The sequence below is a fragment of the Legionella lytica genome, assembly GCF_023921225.1.
In the GTDB taxonomy this organism is placed as follows: domain Bacteria; phylum Pseudomonadota; class Gammaproteobacteria; order Legionellales; family Legionellaceae; genus Legionella; species Legionella lytica.
Window position 1 is genome coordinate 90122 of the sequence record NZ_CP071528.1, and the last position, 17276, is coordinate 107397.

Genomic DNA, 17276 nt, shown 5'->3' on the forward strand with positions numbered 1-17276 from the left:
TTAAGCATAGGAAGACGAGTGAAATATTAATATTCATAATTATCAATAAGATAATAAAAAAAACACTAAGAATCTATTATAATCTAATAGATTAATTCTTTCTTAAGGAAAATAAGCTAAAATTTATAACATATTGGCTTTAATAAGTAGCTCAAGTATGAAATTTTGTAGAAAATTTATTAATGGTATTAATTCTATTAATTTTGTTGGGCCCTCATCTGAGACTCTTAAAAAATCATTGATTGTATTTGCTTACCAAGAGCTAAAAAGAGAACATGAGCAACTGTTGAAGCAGTTATCAGAACTACCAGAGAGTATTCTTGATAATGTTGTGGCGAATGAACAATTAGAAGAATACAAAAAAAAACAGAGAGAATTTTTAGAACAAATAGCGAACAGGATCCATGCTATTTCGGATGAATATAGCCACTCTCTTGATCTTAGCGTGGAACCCGTTATTGATGATTTACCTGCATTTATTAAATCACTTGCTCAAAATTTCCGTGATATAAAACACTTAGCTTATACGCTTTCTGATGCACCACCTACTATTAAAAAACTACAAACTCAATTATATATTGAGGTGTTATCTAAGTTGGATCAGGAAGAGCAGGAGGTTCAATTACAAACCCTATCATTGTCTAATATTCAAGACATGATCACACAGGCTATTAGCCTTTATGAACGTAACCCCAATGATGTTTTATTGCGTAATCAATGCCAACGAATTGTTCATATGGGTTTTTATGAAATCATAAGACGTGATTGCAGTAATGTATCTTTAGTGAGCGAATCTAATAAATATATTGAATATCAACAGGTTATAAGTTTATTGCATTCTAAATTAATCAATGTAAATCAATCAACGGTAATCGATAACTTAAGTCAATATAAAGCTTCTAATGGGAAATCTATTGGTGATTTGTTGGTGGAGGCTGAAAAAAAATTACAAATAGGCACAGCAGGGGATTGGACCAGTGATGAGCGAATCAATGCTTTTAAAGCAAGAAAAGAATTGTTTCATGCATTAAGATTTGGCCAGGAAGATCGCAGAGAATATGCAAAAAAGACACAAGCTAATCTGACACGTGATTTATTTTGGGCTAGAAACATCAGGGATATGGAGTTATTTACTAAAAGCAAGGTCACTGATGACGTCTTTGCGAGCCTCGCACAAAAACGATATTTACAACAGGATCTGGTTTTTAAAGTAAAAAAAGAACCGAAAGCTTATAAACCTGGGCAGGATCCGAAGTTCATAAAGTTACAGGATATTCTAGCGGAAGTTTATGAGCAAGCTAAAGAAAAAGGGCTTAAAAAAGGGGGCAATACCGATAAGTTCAATGCAACTGAGCCTGAAATTGAACAGCATATAAAAAGTACTTTTAAAGCACAGAGCATAAGCCCTATCATCAAATTGCTAGCTAATGGAGTAATAGAGGTCAATTTTTCTTACTTTAATTGTGATGATACGTTTGCTAAAAAGCTGATTGATATTATTGGAAAGAATGGGGGTTTTAGGCGAGTTCTTGAGAAGGCGTTAATGGATATATTTCTCAAGGAGTCAGCTGTTACCGATAAAGTTCAGGGAGTTACCCTAAGAGGTAGCTCACTTGCAGCTATAGAACAACAAATTGTCAGGATGGCACGATCTGGGGCGCTTTCCGAAGAGCAAACACAGGCATTCCTGGGACAATTGAATGCAGTACAACGTCAGATTAATACAACTCAGGTATCAGAGATTGGCCGTTTAAACCTAGATAACAGTGATGAATTATTATTACGTAAGTTACTGGAATTGTATTCTATATATGGTTCTAAACAAGTTAAAGATGCGTTTAATGCACCTACTCCAGATATTCAATCTCAAGTTTCATTAACCCTGGAAATTGCATTTCAACATATTCAGGCAGGTCGTTTTAAGCAAGCTTTAGAATTACCTGGGCTCGATGGGCATTTGAGCAACGCTTATCAAAAATTATCTCAATTAAATCCCTCAGAAGCTGCTGAATCAGTTAAACCAATTATTGAAAAATCAATTGTAATTTCTTCATCCGCACAAGAAAGACAAGGTCTGTCAGATGAGTTAGAGGATGCTTTTAAATCAGGGAGTGATGTCGCTAAAAAAGTTGAAGCCATATTTCTTAAAGAATATCGCTCTATGCTACCCACTTTGAATTTAAAAACAGCCCAAGAAATTATGCGCATGGAAGAGCAAATCAAGAGCATGGCAGAAGAAATGTCTCGATTGTATGAGCGGACTGAAAAAGGTGAACCTTCCATAACTGGTGCAGAGCAAGATGCATATTTTTCTATTTTAAAAGAAATCGCGATTGCCATAAAACCTATTGATATTGGTGGTGTTCAATTTAAGGTGAAACACTCCGTTACCGGTCAGCATACAGTAGAGGTTTCGGATGAAAAAGGACAGCATGTTGCCTCAGTTTCCGTTGATATTGGGGGAATAAAACTTCCTTATTCGTTGGTGAAGCCCGCTGGAGGCGATTTTATTTTTTCCTATGGAGGTAGCCGCGGGATTATTGCACCCTTTGCCGAATTAGACGAAGCCTATGGTGGGGATAAGCCGAAAGGACGTTTATTTACTCATAGCAAACTGTTAGGGGTTGGCCAATATGGCTCAGTTAAAGAGGTTGAAAGTTTATTATCCGGTTTAAACCAAATCATTAAAAAAGGGTATGTACCTGATAGTGATGCGGTTCCGACTTTTCAAGACACTAGCCGCGATGATTTAAGAACACGACCTATTACAGCACGTGATGATCCTTTATACCGAATTGAAAGCGATATTTTGCAGAATTATTCTAGAGCAGCTCAGGAAAAGTATGGACTGACTTCTGGGGGCACTCAGTATTGGATAGAAAATGATAAGGCGAGAACTACTGGGAAACTGTTTTCCAAGACAGGCACACCTCGCCAATATCAAATTTTGACTGAGCGGGCCAAAGGGGAGACCTATGCTGATACGGCTAACAAAAAATTAAATTTATATACCAAGGCTGATATTGCTTATCATGCTCCTATAAAACGAGGGCACTCAAGTGTACAAGAAGCAATCGGTTCTCTAAAAGAAAGCCTTGAGCTATCACAAGAAATTGTCAGCGAAGCTCAACGATTTGCAGAATTGGGTTTTTCACATAATGACATTAAGCCAGAGAATTTCCTTTATAAAAAGAATCCTGATGGTAGTTATCAAGTAAAATACATTGACTGGGCAACAGGGGGATTTGAACGAACTATTGAAGGACAAAAATCAAAATCGGTTGCAGAGGTTTTTGCGGAGGTATTCGGTGCTGATTTGCCAAACGGTACTAATCCCGAAGGGAATAGATGCGTTGACGCTAGTGGTCGCTACGTAGAGAAAAGTGATGAGGGTTTTCGCTATGGTGTGGATCCAACGCTACAGATCTTACATGGCGCACGTAATGGAACACTACCTTATATCAGTCCTACAGTGTTGGGGCATGACAGAAGTGCATTACCCGCGGCAGATAGCATACCTAAGCCTGAATTAAATACCGTGTTAAAAAATAGCCAACCGGATATGGATGATTGGGCTTTAACGACCATGATTTTTGGTGTTTGTAATCGTCAAGCTTATTTTACTTTAGTGAAAGGGCGTGCTGTTACCGACTATGTTGTTCCCGGTATTTTAGATGTGGATGGTAAAAAACCATTAGGATTGAAGATTGTTGATGTAGCTAGATTCAATCAATATTTTGCTTGTGGCCTGGAGGTAACCCAAGAAAGCGATGTATACAGTAAAAAAGATGCGGTGATGTTCATTCCTTCCAACCAGCGGGAAGGGGAACCACTCCATTTATATCGTCGTTTACAAATGATCCAGGATTCATTACGAGAATCTTTGCGCGTTCAAGAGGAAATATTAGAAGATAATCCTGAGCAGAAAATTCTCAATGATATTGATACCATTTTAACGCGAGTTCGTACCGTAGTGGGTAGTGGAGAGGGATTTAACAAAATTCAGCTCAAAGAAATTATAGCCGCTTCACAGCAATGCATTAAACGCTACGAAAATCTTCATAATCTTGGGTATAAACAGTCACTTGTACACGCTGAGACATTACAAGCCGTTTTTAATGAGCACGATCAATCTAACTTAAGAGCCGATGACCTATTAGTTGAGGTGGGCGAATTAAAACGAATGGATATTTTATGTACCTATCCAAAGACGAAAGAGCAGATAGAAAAAGCAATCTCTATTTTAGATCAAGCAATCGATGAACATCAGTTTAATGATAAGTTTATCGGGGAGCATGCTCCATTCCGATCGTTGTTGGTGGAATCCATTGCTACAGGTCAAAATCAAATTCTAAATTCATTATTAGGCAAAATAGCCCAACCTAATCCTGTATTTATTGCTCAAGTTAGATCCAGTGGTTTACTGCATTATGCTGCAGAACAGGGTATGACTGATGTTTTTTCTCATGTAATTAACGCGTTAACTAGAGCGGGTGTCACTTCGGAAGAACTATTCGAATTAATGATGACTGAGTATGGTCCGACGAAACAAATTAAAACAGCACCTTATGTTAAATGGTCGACAAATTGTTTTCATATAGCCATTCGTAATAACAATAAGGAGCAATTAGCGGCCATTCTAAATTTGTTACCTAAAGGCCATGCTCATGATGAATTCATTAATCAAGCACTCCACCTTTGTGCTGTCTTAGGCAATAAATCTTTATTTAATCAAATCCTTACTAAGTACAATGCACTAAATCCTGGAGTTGAAGATTTAATTAGTCCAGAAAAAGTTCTTGGAATGCTCTTCCCGCCAGATAGTATCTCTCCATATCATTTATTTTTAACCGATGAAAATACATTAGAGGCAATTCCTTTTGCTCAACTTAAAACGAAGGCGGATGTTGCGCAAACATTCTTATTAACACCACCAACTGCAACAAATACTTATCCTCTTTTGATTGCTGCAAAGAATGGCAATTATTCTGGGGTAAAAAATCTCATCGAATTAGCTGAAGATATTTCTCTTTCTAAGGTGGGTTTTACCCAACTGTTTACTCAACGGGATGAAGAAGGCAAGAACTTATTTAATTACATCTTAGAACAAGGTCAGTATACCGTTCTGACAGCAATGTTGGCTCATATTAAAGTGAAATGCCAAGATCCAGAGAAGGTTTTGGTTCACTTGCTAAGTAACCCACATCCAGTTAATCCACTAAGAAATTTTTTAAATTCTGAAAAGAATGAAGTGAATCAATTTAAGATATTAAATCAATTATTTGATGAAATTTCCCCAGATTTTAGAACCCAAGAATTACAGGAATATCGCATTGTCGCATTATTAGTTAATGAAGCTTGGTTGATTGAAAAAGCAAGTAATCCTAATAGTCATGAGGCATTACGTGACTTGTTACATAATGATAGGTTATCAACGGAATTGAAACAGGGGTTGTTTAAAAAACTGGTTGATGGCGCGTCGGAAGAGACGGCAAACAAATTTTATAACAAATTACTAAAGGAAATAACTCCTCGTGAAGAATTAGATGCTCAAGTTGTTGCACTAAATTTACCCGTTAAAATCTTACAAGAGGTAGCACGTCAAAGTAACGATTTGAATTCATTAATTGCCACTTTAGTACTGGATCAAGAATTACTCAATAGATTAAGCGAGCAAGTACACAGTTTAACTCAAGAGCAAGAAAGGTTAGGTGAGTTATTACGTGGTGAGCAAGACATTGTCAGCCAAACCAAGGAAATGCTAAGTAGCCAAGCCAAGCGACTGGAGTCCGCAGAAGACACGGTACGGCAGTTACGTGCAGAGGCGGATACGAACGCAATTGCTCATGCTCGTAGAGTAGAGGAGCTGCAATTAGCGATTTCCAAAAATGATGAGCAATCAGAGGACGCAGCTAGGGTCTTGCGCGAAACTCAAGAGCGACATCAAGTGGATTTGGAACAACTTGAGCAACGCCTGCGCTTAGCTGAAAGCTCTCGTAAACAGGTTGTCGGCGATCTGACTCGTGTGCAAGAGCAATTAGAGGAGCAGGTGGCGACTGTGCGACGCTTAGAAAATCAGGCGGTGGAATTAACCAGTCAGAATCAATCCTTGCGATTGGAATTGCAATCCGCCCAACAAAGCACCGAAGCAGTTGGCGGGGAGTTGACCTTGCAGCAAAAGGCCGTTGAGACTGCTCAGTTGGCCGCACAATCAACCTTAAATGACTTAAAAGCCTTGCAAGAAGAGCATGCACGTTTGACTAAGAAAGCGTTACATTTGGAAGAATTCAATCGTGAGCTGTTGGTGAAAGTGGCGTCTTTAGAGTCACGTGTTTTGGAGTTAAGTCAAGAACAATTGCGCTTGCAAAAGTTATTGCATAATGAGCAAGATGCTGTAACTCAAATCAAAGAGCAGCTAAGCAGCCAAGCTCAGCAACTGGACTCTGCAGCAGAGCGGGTACGACAGTTACAGGATGAGGCAGAGGCAACCACACTGGCCCATGCTCATAGAGTCGAGGAGTTGCAATCAGCGATTGCTAAGAATGATGATCAATCCGAGGAAGCCACGCGCACCCTGCATGGCGTTCAAGAGCAGCATAAAGAAGTCTTGACGCAACTCGAGCAACGCTTGCGCTTGGCTGAGCGCAGCCGTGAACAGGTTACAAGCGCCTTGGCTCAAGTGCAAGAGCAATTAGAGGAGCAGGTCTCGGCTGTGCGCCGCTTAGAAGGTGAGGCGGAAGAATTAACGCATCAGAACCAAGCCTTGCACTTGGAATTACAGGCTTCACGTGACACTACGGAAGAGGTACGTCAGGATTTAGGCGAGAAGTTGGCTCAGCAACAAAAAGCTGCTGAGAGTGCTCAGTTGGCCGTCCAATCGACGTTAGAAGATTTAGATTCTTTACACGAAGCGCATGCGCGCTTGACCGATAAAGCCCAGCAGCTGGAAGAAGATAACCGTAAGCTCTCGTCTCAGGTGGTTTCTTTAGAATCTCGAGTACAGGAGTTAAGTGAAGAGCAGATTCGTTTGCAGGACTTATTGCGTGCTGAGCAGAATACGGTGAGGCAAACCAAAGACCTGTTAAGCCTCCAGGCCCAGCAACTGGACTCTGCAGAAGAGCGGGTACGACAGTTACGGGATGAGGCTGAGGCAACTACACTGGCTCATGCGCATAGAGTCGAGGAGCTGCAATCAGCGATTGCTAAGAATGATGATCAATCCGAGGAAGCCACGCGCACCCTGTATGGCATTCAAGAGCAGCATAAAGAAGTCTTGACGCAACTCGAGCAACGCTTGCGCTTGGCTGAGCGCAGCCGTGAACAGGTTACAAGCGCCTTGGCTCAAGTGCAAGAGCAATTAGAGGAGCAGGTCTCGGCTGTGCGCCGCTTAGAAGGTGAGGCGGAAGAATTAACGCATCAGAACCAAGCCTTGCACTTGGAATTACAGGCTTCACGTGACACTACGGAAGAGGTACGTCAGGATTTAGGCGAGAAGTTGGCTCAGCAACAAAAAGCTGCTGAGAGTGCTCAGTTGGCCGTCCAATCGACGTTAGAAGATTTAGATTCTTTACACGAAGCGCATGCGCGCTTGACCGATAAAGCCCAGCAGCTGGAAGAAGATAACCGTAAGCTCTCGTCTCAGGTGGTTTCTTTAGAATCTCGAGTACAGGAGTTAAGTGAAGAGCAGATTCGTTTGCAGGACTTATTGCGTGCTGAGCAGAATACGGTGAGGCAAACCAAAGACCTGTTAAGCCTCCAGGCCCAGCAACTGGACTCTGCAGAAGAGCGGGTACGACAGTTACGGGATGAGGCTGAGGCAACTACACTGGCTCATGCGCATAGAGTCGAGGAGCTGCAATCAGCGATTGCTAAGAATGATGATCAATCCGAGGAAGCCACGCGCACCCTGTATGGCATTCAAGAGCAGCATAAAGAAGTCTTGACGCAACTCGAGCAACGCTTGCGCTTGGCTGAGCGCAGCCGTGAACAGGTTACAAGCGCCTTGGCTCAAGTGCAAGAGCAATTAGAGGAGCAGGTCTCGGCTGTGCGCCGCTTAGAAGGTGAGGCGGAAGAATTAACGCATCAGAACCAAGCCTTGCACTTGGAATTACAGGCTTCACGTGACACTACGGAAGAGGTACGTCAGGATTTAGGCGAGAAGTTGGCTCAGCAACAAAAAGCTGCTGAGAACGCTCAGTTGGCCGTCCAATCGACGTTAGAAGATTTAGATTCTTTACACGAAGCGCATGCGCGTTTGCTAGATAAAGCGCGACAGCTGGAGGAGCGTAATCGTGAGTTGTCGGCGAAAGTCACACAACTTGAAGAGACTACATCCAGAGTTCAAGCAGAGGCGCATCTGAAGCGATTGGAAATTGTACGTTTGACTGGTCTTCTGAATACGGTGTCTGAACAGAAAGCGATTCTTTCTTTGAGAGCGGCGATCGAACTTAGTAATGATCCTGTTTGGTTAGGCATCGTTGCTGCGGCTAACAGGAAAGAGCAGTTGCTCAATGCTGGCTTAAATCCTGTAGATGTCAATGCTTTGGGAGATAATCCCGCAGTATTTACTGAAATTAATGAGGCAGGAATAAAACGTCTGACGGCATTAGAAAAAAATGCAATTACTGTTTTAAAAGAACAAGTTAGAGTTGGCGATGAAGCTTTATTACTCAAAGTGAAATTAGTAACGTGCAATAACGACTTGGAAGGAGCTGGTTTAAATAAGAAACAACTCGCTTTTCTAAAAAATGAGGGCGTTTATACGCAGCTAATTAAAATCGCTGTTTCGAGATTGGATAAGAATCAAAAGGCAATTATTGCTATTAAAGCGATAATCGAGAAAAGTATCGATGTAGAATTTTTGAAAACCTTAAGTAAAGCCACAAAAAATGAGCATTTAACAATAGGATTGTCACGTCAAGATGTGAAAGACTTAGTTAATCCGGATGTCTATAGAAAATTTGTCGATTTGGCAAATGAACGTTTACAAAGATTGGAAGCGTCTCAAAGTAAAATTAGGTCAATTATACCTAGAAAGGCTAATTTGTTAATTGAGGCGGAAGGCTTTTTAGGATTTAAAGATGATAAAGTCAAAAGAGATAAATTAGATGAAGGACTACCTAAATGTGAGAGTAATTATGAGTCAGAGACTGAAGTTGGATCAGCGGTAAAGGGAACTTTAGGTATATATAAAGGAGCACGAGTAGAAAATGAGGAAGTAGCTCGTTCGCAAAAAATATTTAAAAACAAGGGGCAGGATAAGGTAACAGGAGTCGGTCTTTTAGTCCAAGATAGTACAGGGCGAGTTGTTGATAAATCTTATGGGAAATTTGATTTACAGCAGAAAACAGATATTGCGCTTAGGCAAGCACAAATGTTTCTTCTTAACTATAGCGCAGAGAAGCAGTGGAGAAAGAATGAAATTTACATCTGGGGTCCTGTAGTGGAAAGTAGTAAAGTATTTGCTGCCTTATTATTTCTTAAACATAATGACCCATCACTTGCAGATGTTGCCATAAGATCTTCAATTAGTGGTTTTGCAGGTCCTCAATATAATTGGTATACACGTAACAAAATTAGTGAACAAAACTTTATAAAAAAACATTTGGATGTAGATTTTCTAATGCAACAAGGAAAGCTAGTATCGGAACAAAATGCTCATACAAGAAAAGTGTTGTACTCAACTGAAAAAGGAAAACATGTAAAAACGAGTGTACCACCTTTAAAAAATTTGTATGAGGGTGATGAGCTCAGTGCTGAGGGAAATATCAAAAAAGCTCCTTCTCAAGAATCATTGACTATGTTTGATCAACAACGTAAAGCCAAAGTGAAAGTTAATATTCTTTTAAATGTTTTCGAAGAGGATATTAGTGATATCGAAAATGATAAGGCATTCAGAGTTGCGACCTTATTACATAAGAAATTGAACAAACTTAAAGAAGAGGCGTTTAAAGAGCCCATTGATTTTGATGCGTTGAAACAGTTTTATGAACAATCTAAAGTGTCTATTGAGCAAGCAATGCCGCTCTTGGAGGAAAGTTTAGGGAAAGGCTATTTGGATAATCTTTCGAAAGAAATCAGTGATGTCCTGGAAAAAACAATGCCCTTGGCAGGTTCACAAGGTATTGGTGCTGATAAACGAGCTTCTCCAATTAGAAGAGATCAACAGCAAACAGATGAAAATGTACCTGGGAGCGGTTTAATTTAAAGCAATAGGGGCTTATAAACAGCCCCTGTATATAAAAGGTCAGGCGCTTAGTAATTTTGAATTTCAATGTTAAGCATGCGACATGCATTTAGGATTTCTTCAACGCACAATTCATTATCATTAGTGTAATAAACAAAGTCTCTATTGATGTTACTACTGGCAGAGTTTAGTGAACAGCCATAAATGGAAGTAACGGCACTATATCTCCCATCAGAAAGGCTAGCTCTGGTAATTCTGCCATAATCCGTGAATAGCAAACAGGACATTTCTTGGTTAGCAGAGAAAATTGAATTCAAATAAAATGCATTAAAACACGGACAGGCAAACACAAGGTTACTCGCTGATAAAGTAAGAGCCATTAATAACCTTAAAAATGTATTTTTTAGCGTGCGTATCATTGCTAGCACCCAAATTAAATCCATTTATTAAATTATAGAACATCAAAGTCTACAGGCAGTTAACCTCTTCAACGCAAATGTTAATAGTGTTTCTAGTCCATTATCTAAACCATTGTTCGTTTTTGCAATGGAGTTTAAATACGCATTATTTCCAATCGTTCTCTAAAGAGATGATAGTAAAAAGTTCTCTTCCTCTTCTGTCCATGGCGTTTCTTCGACACTATTAGTGCTAAAAAAACTGGCAGACCATCGAAATGGCGAGGTAACCAAATTGACTGCTCTATCTGTTCCATGCTTAAGTAGTTCGGAAGTTATTAGAGCGACGCCTAATGAAAAGAGGCCTATAATAGATGCTGTTAATAAATAAATAGGAACAGTTTCATTAAAAACTTCAGTAAATAACAACCAAGAAAGGCTCAAATCAAGAACACCTGTAGTAACAGCAGGCATGGCAATGGCAAGTGTAGCATACAAAATGATTAGGGCCAGGAGTGGATAAACTACTATTTCCAAAAATAAGCCCCAAAATAATCCGCTCTCCCATAATGAAAAAATGAAATTGTAGTTAACCTCGTCCATTGCGGGATGATTATTAGTAGGCTGGTCATTAATGGCTATCCTCATTTTATTGGCCATGGCCGATATATGAGCTAAATCTCTTGCCGAAAACGGACTATTCGTGAAAGGGTTTAGTAATGATTTGCTGGCCCTTGCTTCCCCTGTACGATAAGGACGTTGATTATGCCATTGAATTAATTGAGTAAGGGAAAATTGATGCCCAGTAGAAACAAAGATACGATCGTCAGGTTTTATATCCTCCATATCTAATTGCGTTACGGGTTCCTCAGTGTTCAGTGGGTAAAATTCCGCAAGAATTAATAATGTGTCATAGGCTACATCGGCAAGATTTTGCTTACTGCTGCTTTGGTTTTCCGCAGCGGTTAACGATAATAATTTTCTTCTTAGCTTTGCAATTAAATCATCCCCTGCTTTTTGGGCTGCCACTTGCTGGAGGGCAGCAATAATTGGTTTAATTTCAGGTGTAGTTGATCGGGCGCTAAGTCTCTTAATTATTAATGAAATATCAGACATTTTTTGCTCCAGCAAGGAAGGAGATAAATTTTTAAGGTCATATTTTGGACGGATTATATATGTTTTGCTCAAAAAAATCAAACAAAAAAGCTAAAAGGAGCAATAGTTTATATTTAAGGGCAATGTGCTAAATTACTGTAATTAATCCCAATAAGGGCTACTCTAAATTAGCTTTAAAAAATCAAAGGGAATGCTCTAGCGATGGATTGCAAATCCTAATACAAATCGATAATATGATCCTACAAAAAATAACAATAAATGAATGGACATGAAACTCGCACTTTTTACTACGGCCTTACTAACAGCTGCATCAGCCTCTGCTACAACTCCGGTTAATAACTGGTATACGAGTGCTTTTGGTGGTTATACTCATTTATCTTCAAATGTAAGAACACATTATTATGGTTTCTTGCTTTCCGATGTGCATTATCGTTACGGCTATGACGTAGGTGGTAGCGTTGGATACCAAAGTTATCCTATCCGTTATGAGTTTCAATATACGTACTTATATGCTGACACCAATCAATATAGTTCGAATTATATAAAACGATTAAAGATTGATGGTGGTACTAAAGCTAATATTCTCATGGCAAATCTTTATTATGATTTTCCTGCGTTCACGGGTAACCTTTCTCCCTTTGTTGGGGTAGGTATAGGTTATGCTCTCATGCATGCTACTCTAAATAGTACAAGCCGTTTCCACCGTCCTCATTTTAACAGAGATCAAAATTCCTTCACTTACCAAGGTCTTGCTGGGTTGACTTATAACTTCAGGAAAAATTTTGCGGTGAATGCACTCTATCGTTATACCGCAACAGGCAATAACAGTTATTGGGGCAAACCTCTTCAGGCACAAATGGGTAATTTGGAGCTAGTCTATCGTTTTGATTTTGCCAGCTCTAGTTATAAATAGTGACTTATTATCCTTATGAGACAAATGATTCCATTTTTAAATAAAGTTCAATTAAGTAAAGAGTTTTTCTCCAGTCCACCAGATTCCCGGACTACTTTTTCTGCAGGAAAAATGGCTGTTCATTGTGAGGCAAATTCTTTTTCTATAAAGTCTTTGTCTACTTTAAAAGAATTACTGGCCAAAGAAGAAGAGACTGTTTTTCGTTTTTTAGTTGATACAGATGGTAAATTGTGGTTTGCTTTTGAAACTCGTCCTCATAATAATGCACCGAAACATTTTCAAATGACTGGTTCCCCTCTAGATGCTGCATGTTGCCTGACCGCAGGCAACATAAAATTTGGTAATAAAACAGGGGCGGTTTTAAGAAATATTAGCCATCGTAGTGGGGATTTTCGTCCCTCATTTCTTTCACTGCGTTGGGTATTGGCAATACTTCTTATTAATGAGGAACTACTTCCCTTTAAGCTACCTAGGTTTCTTGTTATCAAAGAAATGAAGAATGAAAAAATATATAAACATATATGGCGTCTAAAAAAAATCAGACAATGGGTAAATAGTTTTTGTCATGATGAAGCGTTGATAAGTCAATTGCGTCAGGATAACCTACCTAGCAAAACAGTGCATTATGAAGCAACAAGGCACTACGTTGAAGAAAACCAAGCTTTGCTGGTAGGGTAAAAAGAAAAGTGGTTTTCAGTTAAATAGGAATTCGAGTTTTATAACGCGCAATGATTATTTCTTCGTTAGGATTGAATCGAATCAGTAACGACTACAGTTTATTACAAACTCGATTTAATATTCCCAGAAAATTAGTACACACCTTTTTCGGTTTGCAATCGCCTCTGCCCGGTGACTACTCAATTTTTCAACAAAGGATGGCTTAAGTGATTGATATCCTACTGGTCTTACTTGCATTTGTATTGGTTTTATTAAATGCTTTTTTTGTGGCTGCTGAATTTGGCATGGTGAAACTCCGTGCAACTCGAGTGGAGGCAATCAAGTCTAGTTATGGCTTTAGAGGTAACATTTTATTTCATGTGCATCAACATCTTGATGCGTATTTATCAGCATGCCAGCTGGGTATCACCTTCGCATCCCTTGGGTTGGGTTGGATTGGGGAACCTGCTTTTGCTCATTTAATGGAGCCACTTCTAATTCTTGTTGGTGTTAACTCCCCACAACTCATCACAGTTATTGCTTTTTTTGCCGCTTTTTCATTTATCTCATTCCTTCATATCGTTGTTGGGGAGTTGATGCCCAAATCACTCGCTATTCGTCAGTCAGAACGAGTTTCTATATGGACTGCATTACCCTTATATGGCTTTTATTGGCTTATGTACCCGGCGATATGGATACTCAACACCTGCTCGAATTTCCTGTTAAAAATTTTTAACTTAGATGCGGTTCACCATGGTGAACATTTTTACTCGACAGAAGAAATTAAATTGCTTTTAAATGCTAGCCATCTTCATGGGGAGTTGACCGAGGAAGAGGTGGACATCATCGAGCATACTTTAGATTTAGCTGAGCTGAAAGTCACTGAAGTAATGCGTTTTAGTGAAGAAATGGTCATGATTAATTTAAATCAACCAATTAATCAGATGATGGATGTCATTATGGAGCATCGTTATAGCCGATATCCTGTCTATGATCCTGAGCAAAAAGACATTATTGGGATTATTCATGTAAAAGATATCTTACCGGCTATTTATCAGAAATCTGAAATAGACGATTTAAGACCATTTATTAGACCCATTCTAAAAATCTCTCGTCGATTACCTGCATTAGATTTATTGCGTCAATTTCGCGAAGGAATGCCCCATTTTGCTCTTGTTTATCGGGGTAAGAACACCATTTTGGGGTTTGTTACTTTAGATAATTTACTGCAAGTGCTCATTGGCCGTATAAAAGACGAATTCCATCGTACCAAAGTAGATTGGGTATTAAACAAGGATGGAAGTATCACCGCCTCAGGAAATTGCTCCATATATTCTTTGGAACAAGCCATTGAGCGCGACATCGACGTAGAAGATGATATTGATATTTTAACTGGATTGTTTTTACAACGTTTAGGCTATATACCCAAAGAGGGAGAACGTATTGATTTTCCTGAATTTGATGCAGACATAGAAAAGATCAAGGCTGGTAAAATACTAAAAGTAAGAATATACCCCAAAAAAATATCAGACTAGCCCTTAAAGTTAAGGATTTAAAAAATGATAAAAGGCTTGCTATCTTCTGAAGTAGAAGAACGAATAAAACAGGGTAAACAGAACGTAGCGACAGCGACAAAAACTAAAAAAATTGCGGAAATATTCATTGAGAATATTTTTTCAGTTTTCAATTTAGTTATCTTTGCAATTATTATTTTTCTAACCGTATTCTTCTTTATAGAACATGACGAGCGATTATTTTTTGATATTATTGGCGTCTCTTTTATTGTCATCATTAATACATTCATCGCTATCTTTGAAGAAATTAAAGCGAAAAGAGCTTTAGATAAAGTTAATTTATTATTGACTCGTGAAGTAACAGTTATCAGGGATGGAACAGAGCAATCCATTGAACAATCCGAAGTAGTTATTGATGATATTATTCTATTAGAGCGTGGTGACTCCGTGGTTGTTGATGGGGTCATAGTAGAATCTACGAAATTAGAAATCGATGAGTCTTTGTTAACCGGAGAATCCACTCCGATTAATAAAAATGTAAACGATGAATTAATGTCCGGAAGTCATTGCCTTTCTGGTAGAGGTGTTTACAAAGCATTAAAGGTTGGCGATGAGTGCCACGCACAGGAAATTACGAAACTTGCCAAAAAATTCAAACTGAATATTTCTCCTTTGCAAAAGCGATTAAACTTTATTGTAAAAATTTTATTTGCAGTGGCCTTAGTTTTAATCGCTCTTGAAATGGCATTTGGGCAAGCCGAATCAAATAGGGTAGAACTGATTAGAAAAATGGCCACGGTTATGCTGGCCTTGGTTCCTCAAGGGCTCATTTTGATGGCTTCCGTTACCTTTGCGCTGGGAATTTACCGAATAAGTAAAATGGGCGCGATTATACAAAAGCTTAATGCCATTGAAGCTTTTTCTAATACTAAAATTGTTTGTACTGATAAAACAGGTACACTCACTCAAAACAAACTGTCAGTACATAAAATCACACCGCTAAGCACGGATTACTCAATGGAGGAGATAAAGCAAATTCTTGGCACCTACGCACGTTTTTCATTAGATAAAAATGCGACGTTGAGAACACTGGAACCATTTAATGCATCCAATGCCATTATTACCGGAGAGATCCCGTTTACTTCTGAAAATAAATTCAGTCTATTGCAGTTAATCGTCCACGATGACAAGTTACATTTATTAAACAATAAAAAAGTAACTTTTGTTCTGGGTGGTTATGATGTGTTATTAGATAAAATTGATGATGCAGAAAAAAATCAGATTGATGAACTCTATCAAAAAGGAAAATTGAAGGTTTTTCGAAACCTGATATTTGGTATCGAAAAATCCAACTTCTCTCCGGAGTCTCTTGCAGAAAATACTAACTGCATGGAAATTGAACCGATTTGTATTATCTCGATTATGGATCAGGTAAGAGAAGATGTAATGGACGCAATCAATCTGTTCCAAAGAAAAAACATACAAGTTAAGATATTGTCAGGTGACAATGCGTCATCAATACAGGCCGTTGCCCATGAAATTGGTTGGAAAATCCAGGATAGTGATTTGATATCTGGCAATGAAATTGATGCGGTGAATGATGAACAGTTATTAACAATAATTAAAGACAAAAAAATATTTTCTCGTCTGAAACCCCAGCATAAACTAAGAATTGTTAAGCTTCTTAGGGAAAACAAAATTTACACCGCGATGATCGGCGATGGTGTTAACGATCTGCCTGCAATCAAAGAAGCAGATATAGGGATTGCTATGGAAGAAGGGAGTAGCATCACCAAAGAAGTGGCGGACATCGTTTTGTTAAAAAACAAATTCACTCTTCTACCTAAAATTTTTGATGAAGGTAATAAGATCGTTAATACGATTAATGACGTCGCCAAACTCTTTCTGACCAAGACATTTTTAGTGATTTTTACTACCCTTATGTCATTTTTTGCTTTTTATGACTTCCCGCTGACACCGCGTCGGGTTGCCTTAATTAATATTTTTTCCATCGGTTTGCCCTCATTTATCATTGCTCTAAAAAACTCCAATATTAACAAATTAAAAAATTTTACAACGGAATTATTTTCCTTTGTCATGATTTCCGCATTGTTAATCGCGATAGCTTCTTATGTAGGTCAGTGCATAACAGAACAGTATGCAGGGCACACCGCGGAAGATTTACAAATGGTCATGCTTTCGATCATGGTGATAGTAACCACGACCAATTTTCTGGCGGTTACTATTCACAAAAAAGAAAAGAATTTACGGTTATATTTCTTATATGCTTTTGGACTCATAGCCTTATATTCGTCATTGGCTCTTAGCAAGAGTGATTTTATTTTGGTTAAATGGGCAAAAATATTTTATGAAATATCTTATCTTGATCGAAAATATTGGCTGCTTACTTTTTTAATCAGCTTTGTTTTCTCAATAGCGATTATTCTGTCTCAATTGCTTCGGAAAAAAATATTGAAATCAATAACTCGATGAGA

General features: G+C 38.7%; 6 protein-coding genes. 5 read left to right on the forward strand and 1 reads right to left on the reverse strand.

Features of this window, described 5'->3' with window-relative positions; translation table 11 throughout:
- Positions 1-157: 157 nt before the first annotated feature.
- Positions 158-10207 (forward strand): hypothetical protein, encoded by a 10050-nt coding sequence (locus tag J2N86_RS14375; protein ID WP_252582675.1) that lies wholly within the window; start codon positions 158-160, stop codon positions 10205-10207.
- 560 nt (positions 10208-10767) lie between these two features.
- On the opposite strand, the gene J2N86_RS14380 is transcribed toward J2N86_RS14375, so the two are convergent.
- Positions 10768-11697 carry a hypothetical protein gene (locus J2N86_RS14380; protein ID WP_252582676.1) on the reverse strand — a complete coding sequence of 310 codons (930 nt, stop codon included), beginning with the start codon at positions 11695-11697 and terminating at the stop codon, positions 10768-10770.
- A gap of 268 nt (positions 11698-11965) precedes the next feature.
- On the opposite strand from J2N86_RS14380, the gene J2N86_RS14385 reads away from it, so the two are divergent.
- The 4 genes from J2N86_RS14385 to J2N86_RS14400 all read left to right on the forward strand — a co-directional run bounded on the left by J2N86_RS14385 (position 11966) and on the right by J2N86_RS14400 (position 17274).
- Complete coding sequence (locus tag J2N86_RS14385) at positions 11966-12610, forward strand: outer membrane protein (protein WP_252582677.1); 645 nt, start codon at positions 11966-11968, stop codon at positions 12608-12610.
- 24 nt (positions 12611-12634) lie between these two features.
- Positions 12635-13288 carry a hypothetical protein gene (locus tag J2N86_RS14390; protein ID WP_252582679.1) on the forward strand — a complete coding sequence of 218 codons (654 nt, stop codon included), beginning with the start codon at positions 12635-12637 and terminating at the stop codon, positions 13286-13288.
- Positions 13289-13494: 206 nt separating this feature from the next.
- Positions 13495-14802, forward strand: a complete 1308-nt coding sequence (locus J2N86_RS14395) for a hemolysin family protein (RefSeq protein WP_252582680.1) — start codon at positions 13495-13497, stop codon at positions 14800-14802.
- 24 nt (positions 14803-14826) lie between these two features.
- A complete protein-coding gene (locus J2N86_RS14400; RefSeq protein ID WP_252582681.1) occupies positions 14827-17274 on the forward strand; it encodes an HAD-IC family P-type ATPase in 2448 nt (815 codons plus the stop codon).
- Positions 17275-17276 lie beyond the last annotated feature (2 nt).

Bases quoted from the DNA above. Each gene is read 5' to 3' on its own strand.
- J2N86_RS14375 (WP_252582675.1), top strand. From the start codon at position 158: ATGAAATTTTGTAGAAAATTTATTAATGGTATTAATTCTATTAATTTT.
- J2N86_RS14380 (WP_252582676.1), bottom strand. From the start codon at position 11,697: ATGTCTGATATTTCATTAATAATTAAGAGACTTAGCGCCCGATCAACT.
- J2N86_RS14385 (WP_252582677.1), top strand. From the start codon at position 11,966: ATGAAACTCGCACTTTTTACTACGGCCTTACTAACAGCTGCATCAGCC.
- J2N86_RS14390 (WP_252582679.1), top strand. From the start codon at position 12,635: ATGATTCCATTTTTAAATAAAGTTCAATTAAGTAAAGAGTTTTTCTCC.
- J2N86_RS14400 (WP_252582681.1), top strand. From the start codon at position 14,827: ATGATAAAAGGCTTGCTATCTTCTGAAGTAGAAGAACGAATAAAACAG.